14 protein-coding genes are annotated in these 16107 nt (G+C 62.2%); 4 read left to right on the top strand and 10 right to left on the bottom strand.

Annotated features, from left to right (window positions below):
* Positions 1–258 precede the first annotated feature (258 nt).
* From JT360_RS30065 to JT360_RS30055, 3 genes are all read right to left on the bottom strand, one after another.
* Positions 259–669, bottom strand: a complete 411-nt coding sequence (locus JT360_RS30065; RefSeq protein WP_214476565.1) for a GNAT family N-acetyltransferase — start codon at positions 667–669, stop codon at positions 259–261.
* A gap of 128 nt (positions 670–797) precedes the next feature.
* The gene (locus tag JT360_RS30060; RefSeq protein WP_214476563.1) at positions 798–2486 is read right to left on the bottom strand and encodes an NAD+ synthase; all 1689 of its coding nucleotides are present in this window, start codon (positions 2484–2486) and stop codon (positions 798–800) included.
* Between the two features lie 202 nt (positions 2487–2688).
* A complete protein-coding gene (locus tag JT360_RS30055) occupies positions 2689–3405 on the bottom strand; it encodes a DNA-3-methyladenine glycosylase I (protein ID WP_214476561.1) in 717 nt (238 codons plus the stop codon).
* Between the two features lie 86 nt (positions 3406–3491).
* Between JT360_RS30055 and JT360_RS30050 the strand changes: the two genes are divergently transcribed.
* Positions 3492–4052 (top strand): DUF1003 domain-containing protein, encoded by a 561-nt coding sequence (locus JT360_RS30050; RefSeq protein ID WP_214476559.1) that lies wholly within the window; start codon positions 3492–3494, stop codon positions 4050–4052.
* Positions 4049–4636, top strand: coding sequence for a DedA family protein (locus tag JT360_RS30045; protein WP_214476557.1), 588 nt, complete (start codon positions 4049–4051; stop codon positions 4634–4636). Before JT360_RS30050 ends, JT360_RS30045 begins: the two co-directional genes overlap by 4 nt.
* 3 nt (positions 4637–4639) lie before the next feature.
* On the opposite strand, the gene JT360_RS30040 is transcribed toward JT360_RS30045, so the two are convergent.
* From JT360_RS30040 to JT360_RS30030, 3 genes are all read right to left on the bottom strand, one after another.
* Entirely contained in the window at positions 4640–5227 is a 588-nt protein-coding gene (locus tag JT360_RS30040; protein WP_214476555.1) for a hemerythrin domain-containing protein, read from the bottom strand.
* A 40-nt stretch (positions 5228–5267) separates the two neighbouring features.
* A complete protein-coding gene (locus tag JT360_RS30035; protein ID WP_214476553.1) occupies positions 5268–5627 on the bottom strand; it encodes a diacylglycerol kinase in 360 nt (119 codons plus the stop codon).
* A 72-nt stretch (positions 5628–5699) separates the two neighbouring features.
* Positions 5700–6122, bottom strand: a complete 423-nt coding sequence (locus JT360_RS30030; protein WP_214476551.1) for a GFA family protein — start codon at positions 6120–6122, stop codon at positions 5700–5702.
* 397 nt (positions 6123–6519) lie between these two features.
* On the opposite strand from JT360_RS30030, the gene JT360_RS30025 reads away from it, so the two are divergent.
* Positions 6520–7590 (top strand): GGDEF domain-containing protein, encoded by a 1071-nt coding sequence (locus JT360_RS30025; protein ID WP_214476548.1) that lies wholly within the window; start codon positions 6520–6522, stop codon positions 7588–7590.
* An 89-nt stretch (positions 7591–7679) separates the two neighbouring features.
* On the opposite strand, the gene JT360_RS30020 is transcribed toward JT360_RS30025, so the two are convergent.
* The 3 genes from JT360_RS30020 to JT360_RS30010 form a co-directional block, all read right to left on the bottom strand.
* Complete coding sequence (locus tag JT360_RS30020) at positions 7680–9053, bottom strand: class II 3-deoxy-7-phosphoheptulonate synthase (protein ID WP_214476546.1); 1374 nt, start codon at positions 9051–9053, stop codon at positions 7680–7682.
* A gap of 135 nt (positions 9054–9188) precedes the next feature.
* The gene (mfd, locus tag JT360_RS30015) at positions 9189–12686 is read right to left on the bottom strand and encodes a transcription-repair coupling factor (RefSeq protein ID WP_214476545.1); all 3498 of its coding nucleotides are present in this window, start codon (positions 12684–12686) and stop codon (positions 9189–9191) included.
* A gap of 13 nt (positions 12687–12699) precedes the next feature.
* Positions 12700–12987: a succinate dehydrogenase assembly factor 2 gene (locus tag JT360_RS30010; RefSeq protein WP_214476543.1), complete on the bottom strand. Its 288-nt coding sequence runs from the start codon at positions 12985–12987 to the stop codon at positions 12700–12702.
* A gap of 92 nt (positions 12988–13079) precedes the next feature.
* Between JT360_RS30010 and recG the strand changes: the two genes are divergently transcribed.
* Positions 13080–15188: an ATP-dependent DNA helicase RecG gene (recG, locus tag JT360_RS30005; RefSeq protein WP_214476541.1), complete on the top strand. Its 2109-nt coding sequence runs from the start codon at positions 13080–13082 to the stop codon at positions 15186–15188.
* Here recG and JT360_RS30000 read toward each other — a convergent pair.
* Positions 15140–15892, bottom strand: coding sequence for a DUF502 domain-containing protein (locus JT360_RS30000; protein ID WP_214476539.1), 753 nt, complete (start codon positions 15890–15892; stop codon positions 15140–15142). The genes recG and JT360_RS30000 overlap by 49 nt on opposite strands.
* Between the last annotated feature and the right edge of the window lie 215 nt (positions 15893–16107).

Genomic DNA, 16107 nt, shown 5'->3' with positions numbered 1-16107 from the left:
GCAGAAGCCTGTGCTCAATCCGGCTCCAGCGCGAAGGATAGACCTTCGCGGGGCGCCTGATGGGACCTAGGCTTCGCGGCCTCGCATTACCATTTGAAATACTGCCATTCGGACCTCCCGCAAATGAATCGCGGAACGGTCCTTATAGAGACGGCCCGGTGGATCGCCAAGATCAGGGAACACCAAAAGCCTATCTGGTCCAAGCACTGAGGTTATTTTGCAACAATATGGCTGGTGGAAGCCTTTGCCGCGTGCCCGTTATTGGGGCGGTCGGTCAAGGCGCATGTATCGGCCATCCGTCGACGCCTTGAAGCCCAGTCTTTCATAAACACCATGCGCGTCACCGGTCGACAGGCTCCAGTGCGAGACGGAGCTGAGTTCAGGATGATCGATGAGTGCCCGCACCAGCCGCAGGCCGATGCCCTGCCCGCGATTCTGTGGCCAGATGATGATATCGGCGAGATAGGCGAACACCGTGCGGTCGGTGATCGCCCTGCCGAAACCGACCTGTTTGCCGTCTATATAAGCGGCGGCGCAGAACGAATTGGCAAAGGCCCGGCGATGAAACTCATCGTTGCGTCCAGTCCCCCAGTAGCTCGCCATCAACAGGTCGGAGGTCGTGCGGAAATCAATCCGCGACAGGTCGAAACTGATCTCACAGTCAGGCATGGCCATATCTTCACCCGCGGCACCGCGCACTCTCGCTAGGAAGCGAAACGATGCCTAAAGCAATTCCAGGAAAAGTGTGAAACGGTTTTCCCGGGAAAAGCGCGGAGCGCTTTCCCTTGGGAATTGCGTCAAAACAAAGAGTTAGAGCGGTCCCTGAAACGGTTGGTGATGGGATAGCGGCGGTCGCGGCCGAAATTCTTCCTGGTGATTTTCACACCCGGTGCCGCTTGCCGGCGCTTGTATTCGGCGATGTAGAGCAGGTGCTCTATGCGCATCACCGTCGCCCGGTCATGGCCGCGCGCGACGATGTCGTCGACGCCCATCTCGTTCTCGACCAGGCATTCCAGAATATCGTCCAGCACCGGATAGGGCGGCAGCGAATCCTGGTCGGTCTGGTTTTCGCGCAATTCCGCCGATGGCGCCTTGTCGATGATGTTCCTCGGGATCACCTCGCCCGAGGGGCCGAGCGCGCCCGGCGGCACATGGCTGTTGCGCCAGCGCGACAGCGCATAGACCTGCATCTTGTAGAGGTCCTTTATGGGATTGAAGCCGCCATTCATGTCGCCATAGAGCGTTGCGTAGCCGACCGACATCTCGCTCTTGTTGCCGGTGGTGACCACCATCGAGCCGAACTTGTTGGAGATCGCCATCAGGATGGTGCCGCGCGCACGGCTCTGCAAATTCTCCTCGGTGATGCCTTCCTTGGTGCCTTCGAAAAGCTGCGTCAGCGCATGCAGAAAACCTTCGACCGGCTCGAAGATCGGCACGATATCATAGCGGCAGCCAAGCGCGCGGGCGCAATCCTCGGCGTCCTTGAGCGAGTCCCTCGAGGTGTAGCGATAGGGCATCATCACCGCGCGCAGCCGCTCCTCGCCGAGCGCATCGACGGCAAGGGCGGCGCAGATCGCCGAATCGATGCCGCCGGACAGGCCGAGCACCACATTCTTGAAGCCGTTCTTGTTGACGTAGTCGCGCAGGCCCAGCATGCAGGCGCGATAATCGGCCTCTTCCCGCTCCGGGATTTTCGACATCGGCCCTTCCGTGCAGACCCAGCCATCGCCTTGGCGTTTCCAGGTCGTGACGTCGATCGCGTCCTCGAACTGGCTCATCTGGAAAGCAAGCGTCTTGTCGGCGCCAATAGCGAATGAAGCGCCGTCGAAAATGAGCTCATCCTGGCCGCCGAGCTGGTTGGCATAGATGATCGGCAACCCGCACTCGATCACCTGGCGGATCACGACCTGATGGCGGACGTCGATCTTGGCGCGATAATAGGGCGAACCGTTCGGCACCAGCAGGATTTCCGCGCCGCTTTCAGCCAGCGTCTCGCAGACCGCGACGTCGCCCCAGATGTCCTCGCAGATCGGTATGCCCAGCCGCACGCCGCGAAAGTTTATAGGTCCCTGCAGTTCCGGCCCGGCCTGGAAAACGCGTTTCTCGTCGAATTCGCCATAGTTCGGCAGGTCGAGCTTGTAGCGTTCGGCCAGGATCTGGCCGCCGTCGGCGACGATGATTGAATTATGCGTGCCGCTCTTGCGCTTCAGCGGCGTGCCGATGATGACGCCGGGGCCGCCATCTGATGTATCGGCGGCAAAGTCCTGTGCCGCCTTTTCGCAGGCTTTCAGGAAGGCCGGCTTCAGCACCAGGTCCTCCGGTGGATAACCGGCAAGGAACAGCTCGGTATAGAGCACGAGATCGGCGCCCTGCCGCGCGGCATCCGCCCTCGCCTCGCGTGCCTTGGCGAGATTGCCGGCGACATCGCCGACGGTCGGGTTGAGCTGTGCGATTGCGATACGCAGGATGTCAGGCTTCTTGGTCATGTCTGCTGACTTAGCGCGGCGGAATTGGCCGGGCAATGGCGTTTGCTTGGACCACTCCAGGCTGATCGATTTCGATCATGCCCGGACCGACCGATATCGGTCGTGTCAGGACCAATCGATATCGATCGTGTCCAAACCGATCGACGGATGCCATTCGTGTCTTACCGTCCGAAATAAGGATTCGTGGCGAGATGGCCCGGGATCAGTCGTCGCCCATATAGTCGCGCAGCGATTGCGGCGAATGGTTCTCGCCGATCGACATCGCCAGGATGCGCGAAATGTGCCGGCGCGGAAGGCGTGTCTCGGCCGCCCATTGATTGATCTGCGCCTGGATCTTGTCGAGGTCCTTCTTCGACGTCGGGCTTTCGGCGATGTCGAGCCCCGCGTCGCGAAGCGCTGCCGCCATGTCGGCCGAAATGACGAACGCGTCCCAACCCAGCCAGCGCAGGAAATACTGACCGGTATTGCCGCCAAGCCGGCTGCCATGCTTACCGAGATAGGCCATCAACCCGACCTGGTCGTCATCAGGCCATTCAGCGAGGAACCTGCCGAAACCGCCATGTTCCCTCGAAACACGCTCGACGAAGGCGGCGTTGTCGCGCACGGACTTGATCTTCTGCGGATTGCGCACGATGCGCTGATCGGCCGTCAAATCGTGCCAGAAATCGTCCGGCTGGAACAACAACCGCTTCGGCTCGAAACGCAGAAACGCTTCCTCGAAGCCAGGCCATTTCTGTTCGATGACGCGCGAGACGAAACCGGCAGCGAAGACCCGTTCGGTCATGGTCGAGAGAATGCGATCGTCCGTAATGTCGGCGACGGCGGCATTGTCGGGCACAGGACCCAGCAGTGACGCAAGCTCCGCCTCGCCACCCTTGCGTTTTGCCGCGCGCAGGCGAATTTTCTTGAAATCGGCCATCGTTCCCTCGCTGTCCAGCTGAATGTAACACTTCCCGTGAGAGCCGGCAGCCTCTACGTCTATCTCCACCGACGATGGAGACGGCCATGAATAAGACGATCGATGACCTGGCGAACCGCTGGCTCAAGCGGCGGCCGGACGGCCTCAGCCAGCTTGAAAGCCGGGTGCTGCAATCGACGCTCGAGCGCACCACGATCTCCAGGGACACCAACAAGGCCGTTGCTTTCCACCAGACCTTTGGCGACCGGCTTGCCGACACGATCGCTCGCATCGGCGGCTCGTGGTCCTTCATCCTGACCTTCATCGCCTTTCTGATCCTGTGGACCGCGGGCAATGTGTGGCTGCTGTCGCGCGATGCCTTCGACCCCTACCCGTTCATCTTCCTCAATCTGGTGCTGTCGATGGTCGCCGCCTTGCAGGCGCCGGTGATCATGATGGCGCAGAACCGCCAGACCGAACGCGACCGTATCGACGCCGCTCACGACTACGAGGTCAATCTGAAGGCCGAGATCGAGATCATGGCGCTCCACGAAAAACTGGATGAACTGCGCCACAGCCAGATCATCGGCATGCGCGACGAGATCGTACGGCTGGCGGAAGTGGTCAAGCGGATCGACGACAGGCTGGCGCAGCAGTCGGCTTCATGACCGAGGCGATCCATCGTTTCATCGAACAATATGGGCTGCTTGCCGTCTTTCTCGGCTGCGTCGCCGAAGGGGAAAGTGCCGCCATCCTCGGCGGCTTCTTCGCTCATCAGCATGTTTTCGTGCTGTGGCATACCTTTGTCGCGGCAGCGCTCGGCGCCTTCGTCGGTGACACGTCCTTCTTCATCCTGGGCAGAAGTTTCGCCGACAATCGCCATGTCGTCAGGCTGCGCAGGCGGCCCGGCTTCCGCCGCGCCTACCGCCTGCTCAACACCCATCCCAACATCTTCGTCCTGTCGAACCGCTATGTCTATGGCATGCGCCTGGTCGGCGGCATCGCGGCCGGCCTCTCGACCATAGCGGCCCCGCGCTTCGTCATCCTCAATGCCATCTCATCGGTGATCTGGGCGATGCTGTTCAGCACGGTCGGCTATGTCTTTGGGCTGGGGGCCGAACATTTGATCGGCCAGGCGCTCCTGCGCCACGAGCGGTTGTTCGTCGGGCTTGGCATAGGCTTGACGGTGGCGATCCTTGCCTGGCTCATAGCCCGACATATCGCCAAGCGGGAGCGCGCCAAGGAGTTTTGACCGTTAGTCGATGCCGAGCGCCTGATCGCCTCGGTCGAGAATCAGCGGGATGATCAGATCTTCCTCGTCGGCAAGGTGGCGGGTCAGCATGGTGATCAGACGACTGTTTTCGTCGGCATAGGCATCCGCCGCGAAGCGCTGTTTGTCGTCGCTCTGCTGAAGCGACTTGATGAACGCATTGGCCGCCTCCGCATTGCGCTCCAATCCTTCGTGGATGGTGTGGTGGTCAGCATCGAGAATCTCGAAACCGCGCTTCAGCCGCGTCTCCGCTTTGGCGAAAACCGGAAAATAGTGATGATCCTCGACATTGTGGTGGCCGTCGAGATTGCCGAGAAAATGGTTGAGGCGCGGCGCGAACCAGCGCGCGAAATCAGGCGCCGTCAGCCTGCCCTCGCGATAGTCGCCAATACCGGTGGCCAGCATGCCGCCGAGCTCACGGAACATATCGTGCCGCTGCAGCCACATGTTGGCGATGCCGTGGATGTTGGCGTGGCCCCGCCAAGTTTCACGCGGGTGTTTTTCAGTCAGCCAGCGCAGATCGTCCGGCAGGCCGTTGCGTTCGAGAAGCAGAAAGTTCGTGAGTTCAGACATAACGGTTTCCTTTAGTGACCGTGATGTAGAGACTGGAGTATCAGATCGGTAGGCCCGTGATCCGCTCGATGAGCGCGATGCCCCAGACACCGGCGACAATGAATACCGAAATCAGCACCGCCAGCGAGCCGCAGTCCTTGGCCAGTTGGATGTCGACATTGAACTCGCGGCTGAATGCATCGCAGGCTGCCTCGATGCCAGTGTTCAGCACCTCGACCATGATCAAGAGCAGCACCGCGCCGATCAGCAAGGCATAGCCGCGCCACGAGATCGAAACGAACCAGCCGAGCGGCAAGGCGAGCACCAGCAGCATCAGTTCCTGCTGGAAGGCCTTTTCGGTGGCCGCCAGCTTGCGAAACGCCCGCACCGAATTGAAAAAAGCATCGATCAGCCGCTGCATGCCCATATTCCTCTCCGAATCACCGGCACGGGATAAAGCAACGGCCCGATCAATGGAATAAGGCGGCTCGCATCATTTGTCCGATAGCACTGTTATCGACGGCGTCGACTTTTCGAATTGCGGCAGGCCGTCGTCGATCGAATAATAGTCGCCCTTGTCGCCGACGAAGATATGGCATTCGCCCTTGAGAGCTGTCGGCGCATCGAACGACCCCGCCAGAACCGAGACATAGGCATCGTCTCGCGGCTTCCAGAACAGCACTGATCCGCATGTCTTGCAAAAACCGCGTTTGGCGAAGGAGGATGCCTCGTACCAGGTGATGCTTTCCGCGCCTTCGATCGCGATATCGGCGTCAGCGACATTGGTCGCGGCATAGAAATGCCCGCTCTGTTTGCGGCACTGCGAGCAGTGACAGTAGACGACCCCTCGCAGCGCTCCACTTGTCCGGAAGCGGACCGCTCCGCACAGACATGACCCCTGGTGACCGTCACTCATTTCGGCACTCCCTGAAGAAACTTTGCCCAGTCACCAGAATTCCAGCTTTGCGGTGGTTACGCCCAAGCAAATACGACATCGACTGGCGTGACGAATTCGAAATTCAGTTTCATTTCCAGCAGTGCGCCGCGCGGATTTCGATCCAAGTTCACTTAGTCCGCGACGGTGATGCAAAAATTCATGCTTCTACAGCCCCAGGTAGAGAAAAAGCTGTGCAAGCTGCACGAATTAAGGAAACTTTAGCGCTGCCGCATTTATGGTCACGCCAAGCGAAGGTCGCGTGTGGGGACGCGTCTCTTCGCAAGGTGTTCTGGATTATCGGGTAACGTTCCCCAGACCGGCGATCAATGGACCCGCAAACTCCGCGTCGGGATCCGAGGGGAAGAGTGGATCACATATGCAGCCGGCAACCACCCAGACCGAACGAAACACCGATATCGCAAGCACCGTCGTCACGGCCATGCGTCAGCTTGGCGTGCTCGGCCTGCCGCGCAACTATGAGATCTTCTACGAGGCATTGAGCGGGACCAACCGCGAGCTCAGTCTCGCCGTCGTGTCGCTGAGCAGCCGGCCGACGCAGGACGAGCTGGATAAGATCGGGCGCACCTTCTTTGCCCAGAATCATGGCCCTGGCATCGTTGAGCATGCGAGGGATGTCATCGCCAGGGAACTCGAGGAAGTCGCGTTGCTGTTGCGCAGCGAGCGCAGCCACATCGAAAAATACGGCAGGATTCTCGATGAAACATCGAGCGGCCTGAGCGGCCGCAGCCTGCTCTCCCAGGATCTTCTGCAGAAGGTCGCCAACGCCATGGCCGTTGCGACCAATTCGACGATCGATCACGGCAGGCAGATCGCCTCGACGCTCAGCGAAAAGACGGCCGAACTCGAGAGCGTCAAGTCCAAGCTCGAGGAATACAAGCGCCTGGCCGACACCGATCCCTTGACCCAGATCTGGAACCGCCGCGCCTTCGACAAGGAAATCACCAGAATATACAACAGCAACAAGGGCATCCTGTTCAATGCCCTGATCCTTGCCGACATCGATCGCTTCAAGGATATCAACGATCGCTACGGCCATCCTGTCGGCGACAAGATCATCCGGATCATCGCGGAAATCTTCCAGACCAGCATTCGCGGCGACATGTTCGTCGCCCGCACCGGCGGCGAGGAATTCGCCCTGATCATCGAAGGCGCCAGCGAAGATGCCACTTACGAGATAGCGGAGCGTATTCGCGCCTTGATCGAGCAGACGCCGTTCACCAGCAGCCAGACCGGCATGAATTACGGCACCGTGACGGTATCGATGGGCATTTGCATGGCGTCGGAAGCCGAAGGGCCAGAGGATCTCTACACCAAGGCCGACAGCGCGCTCTACCGCTCGAAGATGGGCGGGCGCAACCGCGTCACCAGGCATTCGACGATGGCTGGCCGCGCCGGCAAGAGCTGGCTGCTCTACAAGAAGGACTGAGCCCTTCGGTTCTTGCCGATAGCTTAAACGAAAAAGGCGCCGAATTTCTCAGGCGCCTTTCACGGATTCGTTCGGACCGCGGCGAAAAATCAGCCGTTGGCGACCTGCTTGTGCTGCACCGGATGGCTTTTCTTCAGCAGGTCCGACACCAGGAAGGCCAGTTCGATCGCCTGGTCGGCGTTGAGGCGCGGATCGCAATGGGTGTGGTAGCGGTCCTGCAATTCCTCGGCCGTGATGGCGCGCGCACCACCGGTGCATTCGGTGACGTTCTTGCCGGTCATCTCGACATGGATGCCGCCCGGATGCGTGCCTTCGGCGCGATGCACCTCGAAGAAGGTCTGCACCTCCTTCAGGATACGGTCGAACGGCCGCGTCTTGTAGCCGGCGGCCTCGATGGTGTTGCCGTGCATGGGGTCCGACGACCACACCACGCTGCGGCCTTCCTTTTGCACCGCGCGCACCAGCTTGGGCAGATGGTCGGCGACCTTGTCGGAGCCGAAGCGCGCGATCAGCGTCAGCCGTCCCGGCTCGTTCTCGGGATTGAGCAGGTCGATCAGCTCCAGCAGGCCGTCCGGCGTCAGCGACGGGCCGCATTTCAGGCCGAGCGGGTTCTTGATGCCGCGGCAATATTCGACATGCGCATGGTCGGGCTGGCGCGTGCGGTCGCCGATCCAGATCATGTGGCCCGACGTGGCGTACCAGTCGCCCGAGGTCGAATCGACACGGGTCAGCGCCTCCTCGTAGCCGAGCAGCAGCGCTTCGTGGCTGGTGTAGAAATCGGTCTCGCGCAGCGCGAAATTGGTTTCCGAGGTGATGCCGACGGCCTTCATGAAATCCATCGTCTCGGTGATGCGATTGGCGAGCGACTCGTATTTCTCGCCCTGTGGGCTGTCGGAGACGAAGCCGAGCATCCAGCTATGCACATTCTCCAAGCTGGCATAGCCGCCCTGCGCGAAAGCGCGCAGAAGGTTGAGCGTCGCCGCCGACTGGCGGTATGCCATTTCCTGGCGGGCGGGATCGGGAATGCGCGACTTCGGGTCGAATTCGATGCCGTTGATGATATCGCCGCGATAGCTCGGCAACGTCACCTCGCCCTTGGTCTCGTTGTCGGACGAGCGCGGCTTGGCGAATTGGCCGGCAACGCGGCCGACCTTCACCACCGGCTGCGCACCGGCGAAGGTCAGCACGACCGACATCTGCAGGAACACGCGGAAGAAATCGCGGATGTTGTCGGCGCCGTGTTCGGCAAAACTCTCGGCGCAGTCGCCGCCCTGGAGAAGGAAAGCCTCACCGGCGGCGACGGCCGCCAGCTGCTTCTTCAGCTTGCGCGCTTCGCCGGCAAAAACCAGCGGCGGAAAGGTGGCGAGCTGGGCTTCGGTGTTCTTCAGCGCGGCAAGGTCCGGATAGGCAGGAACCTGCTTGATCGGCTTTGCTCTCCACGAATTCGGCGACCATTTCGTCATCGCTGCACCCAACGCTCTTTCCGGCGAGCACCCTCGCCCGCCATTTCCAGCCCCTCTAGGGGTGGCGGCTCCATACACGAAGCCGATTTCCTATTCTAGACCGGAATTTCAGCGCTGGCGAATGGTGGCCAGCGGCTAAGCCGCCTTCTCCACCAGCCGCGCCAGCTGTGTCATCACCACCGCCGAACCCGCCAGCCGTTTCTCCGCCGTCGGCCAGTCGCGGCTGAAGACAACACTGTGATCCGGCCTGATCTTGGCCAGTGACCCCTGCTCGCCGATGAACTTGACCAGGCCGACCGGGTTGGAGAACTCGCGCTTGCGGAAATGGATGACGACGCCCTTTGGCCCTGCATCGAGCTTCTCGACATTGGCCCTGCGGCAGAGCGCCTTGATGAAGACGATCTTCAAGAGATGCTTCACCTCGTCCGGCAGCGGGCCGAAACGGTCGATCAACTCGGCGCCGAACGCATCGATCTCCTCGGTGCTTTCGAGATCGCCGAGACGGCGGTAGAGCGCCAGTCTGAGCTGCAGGTCGGGCACATAGCTTTCCGGGATCATCACCGCTGTGCCGACGGCGATCTGCGGCGACCAGCCGCCGTCCTGGACCTCGCCGGAATCCTTCACCTCTGCCACCGCCTCCTCCAGCATCTGCTGGTAGAGTTCGAAACCGACCTCCTTGATATGGCCGGACTGCTCCTCGCCGAGAAGATTGCCGGCGCCCCTGATATCAAGATCGTGGCTGGCAAGCTGGAAGCCGGCGCCCAGCGTGTCGAGCGACTGCAGCACCTTCAGCCGGCGCTCGGCCGTGTCGGTCAGCTTGCGATTGGCCGGAAGCGTGAACAGCGCATAGGCGCGCACCTTCGAGCGGCCGACACGGCCGCGCAGCTGGTAGAGCTGCGACAGGCCGAACATGTCGGCGCGGTGGATGATCAGCGTGTTGGCGGTCGGGATGTCGAGGCCGGATTCGACGATGGTCGTCGACAACAGCACATCGTACTGGCCGTCATAGAAGGCATTCATGATGTCGTCGAGTTCGCCTGGCGGCATCTGGCCATGCGCCACCGCAACTTTCAGCTCAGGTACGGATTCCCTGAGGAAATCATGGATTTCCGAGAGATCATTGATGCGCGGAACCACATAGAAAGAATGCCCGCCGCGATAGCGTTCGCGCAGCAGCGTCTCACGGATGACGAGCGGATCGAAGGGCGAGATGAAGGTGCGCACCGCCATGCGGTCGACCGGCGGCGTGGCCATCAGCGACAATTCGCGCACGCCCGTGAGCGCCAGTTGCAGCGTGCGCGGGATCGGCGTCGCCGACAGCGTCAGCACATGGACGTCCGTCTTCAAATCCTTCAGCCGTTCCTTGTGCTTGACGCCGAAATGCTGCTCCTCGTCAATGATCAGCAGGCCGAGATTCTTGAACGAGATCGACGATCCGAGCAGCGCATGGGTGCCGACGACGATGTCGACCTGACCTTCGGTCAGGGCCTTCTTGGTCTCGGCCAGTTCCTTGGCGCCGACCAGCCGCGAGGCCTGGGCGACACGGATCGGCAGGCCAGAAAAGCGCTGCGAAAACGTCTTGAAGTGCTGCCGCGACAACAGCGTCGTCGGCACCACCACGGCGACCTGAAATCCTTCCATCGCCGCGATGAAGGCGGCACGCAACGCCACTTCGGTCTTGCCGAAGCCGACGTCGCCGCAGATCAGCCGGTCCATCGGCTTGCCGGCGCCGAGGTCGTCGCGCACCGAGTCGATCGCCGTCTGCTGGTCGTCGGTCTCCTCGTAGGGGAAACGAGCCGAGAATTCGTCATAGAGGCCCTCGGCCGGCACCAGCGCAGGTGCTGCCCGCATCTGCCGCTCGGCGGCGATGCGGATCAACTGCCCGGCCATGTCAAGCAGGCGCCGCTTCAGCTTTGCCTTGCGCGACTGCCAGGCGCCGCCGCCAAGCTTGTCCAGCGTCGCTTCGGCAGAGTCCGAGCCGTAACGCGACAGAAGCTCGATGTTTTCCACCGGCAGGAACAGCCGGTCGTCGCCGGAATAGTGGATTTCCAGGCAGTCATGCGGCGCGCCGACCGCTTCGATCGTGCGCAGGCCGATGAAGCGGCCAATGCCATGGTCGGCGTGAACAACGATGTCGCCGGCCGACAGAGCCGAGGCTTCGGCGATGAAGTCGGAAGGGCGCTTCTTGCGCTTCGAGCGCCGGATCAGCCTATCGCCCAAAATATCCTGTTCGGCGACAACGACCAGTTTTTCGGTCTCGAAGCCGGATTCCAAGGGCAGCACGGCCAATGCCGCCTGCCCCGGCTCGAGCTGATCCGCTTCCGCCAACGTCTCGACCTGCTTGAGATTGCCGAGATGGTGCTCGGCCAGGATCTGGCCAAGCCGGTCGAGCGAACCTTCAGTCCAGCCCGCGATGATGACGCGGCGACGTGACGCGCGCTCGTCGGCGATATGCCTGACGACGATATCGAAGACATTGACGTTGGGATCGGCGCGCTCCTCGACGAAGCTGCGGCCATGGCGCGAGCCGGCGTGATAGACCTTTTTCGCGCCGGCATCGGGCGCGTCGAAGGGCGTGAAATCGATCGCTTCACGCGGCCCGAGCGAGGCGATCAGGTTTTCCGGCGACAGATAAAGCAGATCGGGCGCGACCGGCTTGTAGGGCACGGCATCCTTCAATGCGGCGTCAGCCTGCTTTTTCCGCGCCTCATAATGGTCGAGGATCAGCGTGTGACGCTCGGCAAGCGCTTCATGCGCCAGATGATCGAAGACGACGGGCGCGTCGGGCAAATAGTCGAACACGGTCTCCAGCCGTTCGTAGAAGAACGGCAGCCAGTGCTCCATGCCAGCGAAGCGCCTGCCCTCGCTGACCGCCGCGTAAAGGCCGTCGTCGCGCTGGGGAGCGCCAAAGGCTTCGATATAGGCGCGCCGGAAGCGGCTGATGGTTTCGGCCGTCAGCGCCACTTCGCTCATCGCCTGCAGCGCCATCGACTTGCGCTGGCCGGTGGTGCGCTGCGTGGCGGCGTCGAAGACGCGGATCGATTCCAGCGTATCGCCGAAGAAATCGAGCCTCAGCGCCTCGGTCCAGCCCGGCGCGAACAGGTCGAGAATGCCGCCTCGCACTGCGAACTCACCAATGCCGCGCACCGTCGGCACGCGCTCGAAACCCGACGTTTCCAGCCGCGACACCAGCGCGTTCATGTCGATCTGGTTGCCGGGCCTCGCGTGGAAGGTCTGCGCCTCGACAAGGTCGGCCGGCGGAATGCGCTGCAGCAGCGCATTGGCGGTGGTGAGGATGACCGCGCGGTGGGGTTTCTTCGCCAGCGCAATCATCGCGGTCAGCGCGTCGAGGCGCTTGGCGGCGGCATCGGAACCGGGCGAAACCCGGTCGTAGGGCAAGCAATCCCAGGCCGGCAGCTCCAACACCGGCAGGCCGGGGGCCGCGAAGGACAACGCCTCGATGATCGCCGGCAGGCGCTGGCCGTCGCGCGCCACGAACAATACGGGCTTGTCGGGCGCGATCTCGAGGGCCGCCTGCACCAGCGCGAAGGCTTCGTAGCCGTCGGCGACACCGTCGACGATGAACTGGCCGGCACGGCCTTTCGGCAGACCAATGTTGGGTATGAGGCTCATCAAATCACATTTTTCAGAAAGTCATGGTCCGGCGGGACGCCAGGATTTTTTGCAGGACGGCACAATCGATATTCGCCGGAACGGGGCGTTCGCCGGTGATCAGCGGCAGGAATTCGGTGTCGGGAATGTCGAGGAGCCTTTCATATTGGTCGATTTCCTCGGCGGTCAAGGCACCGATCTCGGCATCGGCGAAGGTGCCGAGGATCAGATCCATCTCACGCATGCCGCGATGCCAGGAGCGGAACAACAGCTTGCGGCGGTGGGCGTCCAGCCCCTCGCTTGATCGTTTCGTTCCGGTCATTGTGCCGCATCCTCGCTTGCTGCGGCGCATATAGCGTGGATAGAAGGGGCTGTCAGCCTTGCGCTGAGGCCGTCGCGACATAAGCTGACATCATGCGTCCTTCCATCCTCGATCCCTTGTTTGTCCCAATCACCTCGCTTGGCGGCGTCGGGCCGAAGGTTGGCGGGCTGATCGAGAAGGTTGTTGCAGCCGATCTCGGCGACCGCGCGGCGCGCGCCGGCGATCTTTTGTTCGTGTTGCCGCACACCGTCATCGACCGCCGCAACCGGCCCGGCATCGCGCTTGCCGCCGAAGGCGCGATCGTCACCCTCGAGGTGCGCATCGACCGCCACCAGCCGCCGCCGCGCGGCAACAGATCGGTGCCCTACCGGGTCTATGCCCATGACGATACCGGCGAAATCGGCTTGACCTTTTTCCATGCGCACGCCGCCTATCTCGAAAAGGCAATGCCCGTGGGCGAGCATGTCGTGGTCTCGGGCCGTATGGAATGGTTCAACGGCCGCCCGACCATGGTCCACCCCGACCACATCGCGCTGGCCAGCGAGGCGGAGAACCTGCCGCTGGTCGAGCCTGTCTATCCTCTCACCGCCGGGCTCTCGGGCAAGGTGCTGCGCCGGGCGATCGGCCAGGCACTGGCGCGCTTGCCGGAATTGCCGGAATGGCAGGATGGCGCCTTCATGCGCCGGCATACCTTTCCCACCTTTGGCGACGCGCTCGGCCGCATCCACAATCCGGCCGACCCGATCGACGTTTCCATTGATGGCGCCGCGTGGCGGCGCCTCGCCTATGACGAATTGCTGGCAGGCCAGGTTTCGCTGGCGCTGGTGCGCACGAAAATCCGCCGCCTGTCCGGCCGTCCCCTGGTCGGCGACGGCAGCATCGTTGAGAAGCTGCGCGCCGCCCTTCCTTATGTGCTTACCCCCAGCCAGGAATTCGCGCTCGCCGAAATCAATGCCGACCTCGCCGACCCCGAGCGCATGCTGCGGCTGCTGCAGGGCGATGTCGGTTCCGGCAAGACGGTGGTCGCGCTGCTTGCCATGGCGCGCGCTGTCGAGGCCGGCGGACAGGCGGCATTGATGGCGCCGACCGAGATCCTGGCGCGCCAGCATCTGGCGACCATCTCGCCGCTCGCCGCCAAGGTCGGGCTGCGCATCGCCATCCTGACCGGCCGCGAAAAGGGCCGCGAGCGAACCGACACGCTGGCTGGTCTCGCAAGCGGCGAGATCGACATCGTCGTCGGCACCCACGCGCTGTTCCAGGAGACGGTGACCTTCCACGATCTGGTTCTGGCCGTCATCGACGAGCAGCATCGCTTCGGCGTCCACCAGCGGCTTGCCATCACCGCCAAGGGCGACGCGCCAGACATGCTGGTGATGACGGCCACACCCATCCCGCGCACTCTGGTGCTGACTGCTTTCGGCGACATGGATGTCTCCAAGCTGACGGAAAAGCCGGCCGGCCGCCAGCCGATCCGCACCGTTACGCTGCCGCTGGAGCGGCTCGACGAGCTGGTTGGCCGCATGGTCGAAGCCGTCGCCGGCGGCCAGAAGATCTACTGGATCTGTCCGCTGGTCGAGGAATCCGAAGAGATCAAGCTGATGTCGGCCGAGGACCGCTTTGCTTCGCTGAAACCCTTGTTCGGCGACCGCATCGGCCTTGTCCACGGCCGCATGAAGGGCGCCGACAAGGACGAGGCGATGCGCGCGTTCAAGCAGGGCGAGACGCGCATCCTGGTCGCCACCACGGTCATCGAGGTCGGCGTCGACGTTCCCGACGCCACCGTCATGGTCATCGAGCATGCCGAGCGCTTTGGCCTGGCTCAATTGCACCAGTTGCGCGGCCGGGTTGGGCGTGGCGAAAAACCATCCTCCTGCGTGCTCCTCTACAAGGACCCGCTTGGCGAGACCGCAAAACGCCGGCTGTCGGTGATGCGTGAGACCGAGGACGGTTTCCTGATCGCCGAGGAAGACCTGAAGCTGCGTGGCGAAGGCGAGCTGTTGGGCACCCGCCAATCCGGCACGCCGGGTTTCCAGGTGGCGCGCATCGAAGCGCATGCCGACTTGCTGGAGGCCGCCCGTGATGACGCCAGGCTGATCCTGTCGCGCGACCCGGAGCTGCAGTCCAACCGGGGCGAGGCGCTGCGCCTGCTGCTCTACTTGTTCGGCCGCGACGAGGCCGTGCGGCTCCTGCGCGCCGGATGAGCCCCTAGCGGCGGATTGGCGAGGGTTCCGTTGATCGGCTCGCCATTCAGCGTCAGCAACTTCGTCTTCACTTCGGGCGCCACCAGTCCGGCCGACACGATCAGCTTGGCGCCGTCCTCGATCGTCATGTCGAGCAGCACGATGTCCGACTTCGGCACGTACATCAGGAAGCCGGTGGTCGGATTGGGCGTGCAAGGCATGAACACGGCGATCAGCGGGTCGCTTTCGTTGTCGAGCTTCTCATTGATCTCGGTTTCCTTCTCGTTGGCGACGAACACCAGCGACCACACACCTTTGCGCGGATATTCGACCAGCCCGACCTGCCGGAACATGTCGCCCTTGTTCGACAGCACGGTCTCGAAAATCTGCTTCAGCGAGCCGTAGATGCCGCGCACCAGGGGCATGCGGCCAAGCAGGCGTTCGCCGAAACCGACAATGGCACGGCCGACGATGTTGGCGGTGAGAAAACCGATCAGCGTGACCAGGATCAGCGCGACGATCAGCCCGAATCCCGGCACCGGGAAAGGCAGATAGGTATCCGGGCTGTAGCGCGCCGGAATATAGGGTTTTACCCAGGAATCGACCCAGCCGATGAATGACCAGGCGATATAGGCGGTGATCGCCAGCGGTGCGCAGACGATGAAGCCTGTGAGGAAATAGTTCCTCAGCCGGGTCATGCCGGAGGTCTTCGAAGCATCGGACATGGTTCACCGGAGCGCGGGTTGCAGCGCGAGATTAGTGAACAGCGAGACCGTTTGGAACTACGAAGTTTTTAAAAAGAAGCCTGTCTAAAAGCGCCTATTCCACCGTCACCGATTTCGCCAGATTGCGCGGCTGGTCGACATCGGTGCCCATGAACACGGCGGCGAAATAGGCCAGCATCTGGATCGGCAGCGCGTAGATGATCGGCGAGATCAGT

Origin of the sequence: Mesorhizobium sp. dw_380, assembly GCF_018588885.1 — a bacterium.
Taxonomy (GTDB): Bacteria; Pseudomonadota; Alphaproteobacteria; order Rhizobiales; family Rhizobiaceae; genus Mesorhizobium.
Note: the sequence above shows the minus strand (reverse complement) of the source record. Positions and strands in the feature narration are given on the sequence as shown.

Bases quoted from the DNA above. Each gene is read 5' to 3' on its own strand.
- JT360_RS30055 (WP_214476561.1), bottom strand. From the start codon at position 3,405: ATGGCCGATTTCAAGAAAATTCGCCTGCGCGCGGCAAAACGCAAGGGT.
- JT360_RS30010 (WP_214476543.1), bottom strand. From the start codon at position 12,987: ATGACCGGAACGAAACGATCAAGCGAGGGGCTGGACGCCCACCGCCGC.
- JT360_RS30040 (WP_214476555.1), bottom strand. From the start codon at position 5,227: ATGTCTGAACTCACGAACTTTCTGCTTCTCGAACGCAACGGCCTGCCG.
- JT360_RS30000 (WP_214476539.1), bottom strand. From the start codon at position 15,892: ATGTCCGATGCTTCGAAGACCTCCGGCATGACCCGGCTGAGGAACTAT.
- JT360_RS30060 (WP_214476563.1), bottom strand. From the start codon at position 2,486: ATGACCAAGAAGCCTGACATCCTGCGTATCGCAATCGCACAGCTCAAC.
- JT360_RS30030 (WP_214476551.1), bottom strand. From the start codon at position 6,122: ATGAGTGACGGTCACCAGGGGTCATGTCTGTGCGGAGCGGTCCGCTTC.
- mfd (WP_214476545.1), bottom strand. From the start codon at position 12,686: ATGAGCCTCATACCCAACATTGGTCTGCCGAAAGGCCGTGCCGGCCAG.
- recG (WP_214476541.1), top strand. From the start codon at position 13,080: ATGCGTCCTTCCATCCTCGATCCCTTGTTTGTCCCAATCACCTCGCTT.
- JT360_RS30025 (WP_214476548.1), top strand. From the start codon at position 6,520: ATGCAGCCGGCAACCACCCAGACCGAACGAAACACCGATATCGCAAGC.
- JT360_RS30045 (WP_214476557.1), top strand. From the start codon at position 4,049: ATGACCGAGGCGATCCATCGTTTCATCGAACAATATGGGCTGCTTGCC.
- JT360_RS30050 (WP_214476559.1), top strand. From the start codon at position 3,492: ATGAATAAGACGATCGATGACCTGGCGAACCGCTGGCTCAAGCGGCGG.
- JT360_RS30035 (WP_214476553.1), bottom strand. From the start codon at position 5,627: ATGCAGCGGCTGATCGATGCTTTTTTCAATTCGGTGCGGGCGTTTCGC.
- JT360_RS30065 (WP_214476565.1), bottom strand. From the start codon at position 669: ATGCCTGACTGTGAGATCAGTTTCGACCTGTCGCGGATTGATTTCCGC.
- JT360_RS30020 (WP_214476546.1), bottom strand. From the start codon at position 9,053: ATGACGAAATGGTCGCCGAATTCGTGGAGAGCAAAGCCGATCAAGCAG.